The sequence below is a fragment of the Candidatus Cloacimonadaceae bacterium genome, from assembly GCA_030693415.1.
Lineage (GTDB): Bacteria > Cloacimonadota > Cloacimonadia > Cloacimonadales > Cloacimonadaceae > JAUYAR01.
Window position 1 is genome coordinate 1 of the sequence record JAUYAR010000035.1, and the last position, 4,999, is coordinate 4,999.

The window sequence follows — 4,999 nt, forward strand, 5'->3', positions numbered from 1 at the left end:
CATGCATGAGCAATCGCTGATTGCCAACTTAAACATCTCCCAAATCTGTCAAGAAAATGTGAAATGGAAGCACTTAGACCACTTATTCTCCAAGTGCTCTGGTAAAGCAGCGTAGAATGGTGATGGTTTTTGAACAGTCTCGAGTATCCTTCATAGTTGTTATGGATATTTAATTCTTGACAAAAGTAAGTTTAGGATTAATGTTTAAATATAAGATAAGAATGTGTCGGCATCTTGAATAATGACTGATGTACTTTTAAATTGGATTGATTTGGTTCATTTTCAATTGGATTTTTTAAGCTTATTATATATTTTTTAAATAAAAACAGAGAGAAGAGAATATGCCAAAATCCAAGATATCAACTTCATCTCTCAGGAAAATTGTCCTGATAGGAAATTATCTTCCCCGTACATGTGGAATTGCCACTTTTACAAGCGATTTACTGACTTCCTTATGTGAACAGAATGCATCTATGCAATGTTGGGCTGTAGCCATGAACGATATCCAGGAAGGATACAAGTATCCGGGGCAGGTTCATTTTGAAATTAACCAGCGGAATTTATCCGAATACATCTTAGCAGCGGATTTTTTGAATCTGAACCGGATTGACGCAGTATGCCTTCAACATGAATTTGGCATATTTGGAGGTGATAACGGTTCATATATATTGGAACTATTATACAGGCTCAAGATGCCTTTAGTAACAACTTTGCATACTGTTATTCAAACGCCCAACCAAAATCAGATGTCTATCATTAAACGTATTGGTCAATTGTCTGACCGTGTCGTTGTTATGAGTAATTATGCTAAGCAAATGTTACAGGATATTTATAATATGTCTGCTGATAAAATTGTTATGATTCATCATGGAATTCCTGACATCCCATTTGTTGACTCCAATTATTTCAAAGACCAATATGGAGTTGAGGGACGAAGAGTAATATTGACCTTTGGTCTGCTTTCTCCCAGTAAAGGAATTGAAACAGTGATTGAAGCATTACCTTCAATAATAAAACAGCATCCCGACGTAGTCTATGTAGTCTTGGGGGCTACTCATCCTAATGTAAAAAAGGAACAGGGAGAGGCTTACAGGCTGACACTGCAGAGAAGAGTTAAAACTTTGGGACTTGGTGAGTATGTAATTTTTCGTAATCAATTTGTTGAATTGAACGAATTATGCGAATTTCTGTGTGCTGCAGATATTTATGTAACTCCCTATTTAAATCGGGAGCAGATTACATCAGGTACTCTTGCTTATGCCATGGGAAGCGGAAAAGCTATTGTTTCCACTCCCTTCTGGTATGCTGAGGAGATGTTGTCTCAGGGACGGGGTAGAATCGTTCCTTTTCAGAACCCGCTTGCATTAGCTGAGCAAATAAATGATTTGCTTGATAATGAAGTGGAGTGCCACTTGATGAGGAAGAACGCTTATACCTTCGCAAGGGAAATGGTTTGGTCAAAGGTAGCGGATAAATATCTTGAAGTGTTCGCAGTAGTAAAGAAGGAAAGGGAATGCCTGCCAAGACCATTGTTAAAATCAAAAACTATTGATTTGTCTCTGCAAAAATACCTAAACCCCAAACTTGATTATATCATTCATCTTACTGATGATGTCGGAATTTATCAACACACAAAATTTATCATTCCGGACAGATCACATGGTTATTGCACAGACGATAATGCCAGGGCATTAATTGCGGTACTAATGGCAAAAGAAGCTATTACAGAAAATGGAATGACTGATAAACTGGCATCTACCTACTTGAGTTTTTTGGATCACGCTTACAATAAAGAGAATGGACGATTTCGAAGTTTCCTTAGTTTTGACCGTCAGTGGCATGAGGATATTGGAACCGAGGATGGTCATGGTCGCGCAATTTGGGGCTTGGGAGAAGCGATTACTTTAACCGATTCCGAAGATTTCAGGTCAGCAGCACAGCATTTATTTGAAAAAGCTCTTCCTCCCTTAGTTGATTTTTCTTCTCCGCGTGCCTGGGCTTACGCCATTGTTGGCATTCGCGCTTATTTAACCTTGTATGGTGGGAATAGTGAAGTGCATCGGGTGAGAGAGAAACTCGCCAATAAACTGATGTGTTTATACAAGAAAAATGCAAGTGATGATTGGCCCTGGATTGAGGACAGTGTTACTTATGCTAACGGCATAATCGCCCGGGCTTTGATAATTGCCGGGCATTGCCTTAAAAACAAATCAATGCTTAATGCAGGATTGAAAAGTTTGAAGTGGCTGCTTGATATTCAAACAGATGAAAAAGGGCATTGTGTTCCTGTGGGTAATCACGGCTGGTATATACGAGGTAAGGAAAAAGCCAGATTTGACCAGCAGCCGATAGAAATTCTGGATTTGATTGAAGCTTGTGGTGAAGCTTATAAAATCACATTTGACGAAATCTGGATTAAACACTCTCAGAATTGTTTAGATTGGTTTTTTGGCAGTAACGATTTGAATGCTCCGTTGTATGATTTCAAAACAGGCTCCTGCTGTGACGGGCTTTCAGCAGACGGCCCTAACCGTAACAAAGGTGCGGAATCAACTCTGGTTTGCCTTATGTCGTTACTTAGTCAAAAGCAGTTGTTTAACCATTATTTACTAGATAAAAATTTGGTCAAAGACACAGGGGGCAAAAAAGGGAGGTAATTGAAAATGGCAAACAAACCGATTGTAATGATTAGCTCTTATCCGCCAAGATTATGTGGTATTGCCACTTTTTGCGAAGAAGCAAGAGAATTTATTCAAAAAGCTAATCCAGATCGCGATGTTTTGGTAATAAGTCACACGGACGGCAATGGTAAGGGTGTTTTTCCGATTATTGATATGTCAAGAGTTGATTGGTGGACGCCTGTAGCAAAAAAAATTGAAAAATTAAACCCATATGTGGTTCACATTGAACATGAATATGGTCTTTATGAATATGTGGATCCGAGAGGGATTGGCGACAGAAATGACGGTTTTCTCGACCTGCTGGAAGCAATTGGTCATACTCCGGTTGTTGTGGAACCGCATACTATTCATGGTCGTTTGAGTGACTTCGAGGCTGATTTTATTTATAAGATGTGTCAGCAGAGTCAGGTAGTATTATTTAAATGCAATTATCAGAAGTGGAGACTGGACTGGACATTCAAGGCAAAAGGTTGGAAAACTCCTCAAAACATCATGGTTATACCACATGGAGCTCGCTCCGATAAGCGCTGGGGTCTGCACGAAATTAAGGCATTGAGAAAAGAATTTGGTCTAAGTAAAATCGGAGTAGCTGATCATCTGGTGGGGATGATTGGCTGGATTCAATCCAATAAACGTTGGGATATCTTACTTTCAATGTGGGAAGATATCCATCGTGAAATAGTTGAGCAAACTGGTCAGTACTGGGGTCTTTTGGCTGCAGGGGCTATGCGTGACCCCAGGCACAAACAAGATTACGAAAAGTGGAAATCTGATGTGCAGATATTAGCCAAAAAAAGGATTGCACATTATCATGAGTTTATTCCCCGGGGAGATGCATATTACAAGATGATGGCAATCTGCGATTTTATTGTTTTGCCTTCCATTGATGAAACCCAATCCGGGACCCTGGCTCGAATTATTTCTCTCAATAAACCTTACATCACAAGTGCACCTGTGGAGGGATTAACGGCACAAACCCTTGAAAGTGAGGGCGGGCTTTTGTTTACGACCAAAGAAATGCTGCGCCAAAAAGTAATAAAACTGGCAACGCATGAAAACTTGCGTATGGAGCTTGGTGAAAACCTCAAGCACTATCTGGAAAATGTTGTCTCTTGGGAAGTAGTATCCAAGCAATATAACGATGCTTATAAACTGGCTCGAAATTCTGTCAGCACAGGTAAACCAGTTGTTTTGGATTTAGAATTCTAAGCTACAAAAGGAAATTTGCTGAAATGAGAAACGCTAATTTTAAGGAATTGTTCACTCGCTATTCTGAAAATCCCATCATCCAGGTCAGTGATATTCCCTATAAAGTCAATTCAGTTTTTAATGCCGGTGTGACCAAGATTGATGATGACACTTTATTACTGATGAGAGTCGAAGACAGACGAGGTTTATCCCATCTTACTGTAGCCCGCAGCCTGGATGGTATTACGAATTGGCGAATTGATTCTTATCCTACTTTTCCTCCCCAGGCAGATACACATCCTGAAGAAATCTGGGGCATTGAAGACCCCAGAATTACACGTATTGAATCTAGGGATTTATGGGTGATTGTCTATACAGCATTTTCAAAAGGCGGACCTTTGGTTGCGATGGCAACCACGCATGACTTTAAAATATTCGACAGAATCGGAGCAGCGATGCCGCCTGAAGATAAAGACGCTGCCTTGTTTCCAGTTAAGTTTGGTGGAAGATGGGCAATGCTGCATCGTCCTGTGACAAGCTACATTAGTATGGGTTCTCATATCTGGATTTCTTTCAGTCCGGATATGCGCCACTGGGGTGACCATCAGATTCTGCTTCCTGCCCGTAAAGGAGCCTGGTGGGATGCTAACAAAGTAGGGCTTTCACCACCTCCGCTGCAAACGGAAAAAGGCTGGCTTATCTTGTATCACGGAGTAAAAACTACAGCAAGCGGTTGTATTTATAGATTGGGATTGGCGCTTCTTGATTTGGAAGATCCAACCAAGATATTGGCACGTTCTGATGAATGGGTCTTTGCTCCTGAGACAGAATACGAAATTATGGGTGACGTGGATAAAGTTGTTTTCCCCTGCGGCTGGATTGCTGACAAAGACGAAATTCGTCTGTATTATGGCTCTGCAGATAAATGTATTGCCCTGGCAACAGGAAGCATTTCAGAAATCCTAGAGTGGCTGGAAGTTTAGTTGATTATTGGATATTCCGGAGTAACTGAGCCACCCATTCCGCTTGATGAGAGCCACTCCTCCAAAAAATAGAGCCACTCGTTCCGCTACTGAGAGCCAGTATTGCTAGAGTATTATCTAATATATAGTTACATAGTATTTATGAGT

The 4,999-nt window shown here is 40.5% G+C and carries 3 protein-coding genes; all 3 read left to right on the plus strand.

The annotated features are described in order from the left end of the window. Positions 1 to 494: 494 nt before the first annotated feature. Genes Q8M98_02380 through Q8M98_02390 form a run of 3 tightly spaced genes read left to right on the plus strand, consistent with a single transcriptional unit; the run spans position 495 to position 4,852 of the window. Positions 495 to 2,657 (plus strand): glycosyltransferase family 4 protein, encoded by a 2,163-nt coding sequence (locus Q8M98_02380; GenBank protein ID MDP3113601.1) that lies wholly within the window; start codon positions 495 to 497, stop codon positions 2,655 to 2,657. Between the two features lie 6 nt (positions 2,658 to 2,663). Then, positions 2,664 to 3,890 (plus strand): glycosyltransferase, encoded by a 1,227-nt coding sequence (locus Q8M98_02385; GenBank protein MDP3113602.1) that lies wholly within the window; start codon positions 2,664 to 2,666, stop codon positions 3,888 to 3,890. A gap of 23 nt (positions 3,891 to 3,913) precedes the next feature. Further along, positions 3,914 to 4,852 carry a hypothetical protein gene (locus tag Q8M98_02390; protein MDP3113603.1) on the plus strand — a complete coding sequence of 313 codons (939 nt, stop codon included), beginning with the start codon at positions 3,914 to 3,916 and terminating at the stop codon, positions 4,850 to 4,852. Positions 4,853 to 4,999: the final 147 nt, after the last annotated feature.

Excerpts from the sequence above, each read along its gene's own strand:
- Q8M98_02380 (MDP3113601.1), top strand. The coding sequence starts at position 495 with ATGAACGATATCCAGGAAGGATACAAGTATCCGGGGCAGGTTCATTTT.
- Q8M98_02385 (MDP3113602.1), top strand. The coding sequence starts at position 2,664 with ATGGCAAACAAACCGATTGTAATGATTAGCTCTTATCCGCCAAGATTA.
- Q8M98_02390 (MDP3113603.1), top strand. The coding sequence starts at position 3,914 with ATGAGAAACGCTAATTTTAAGGAATTGTTCACTCGCTATTCTGAAAAT.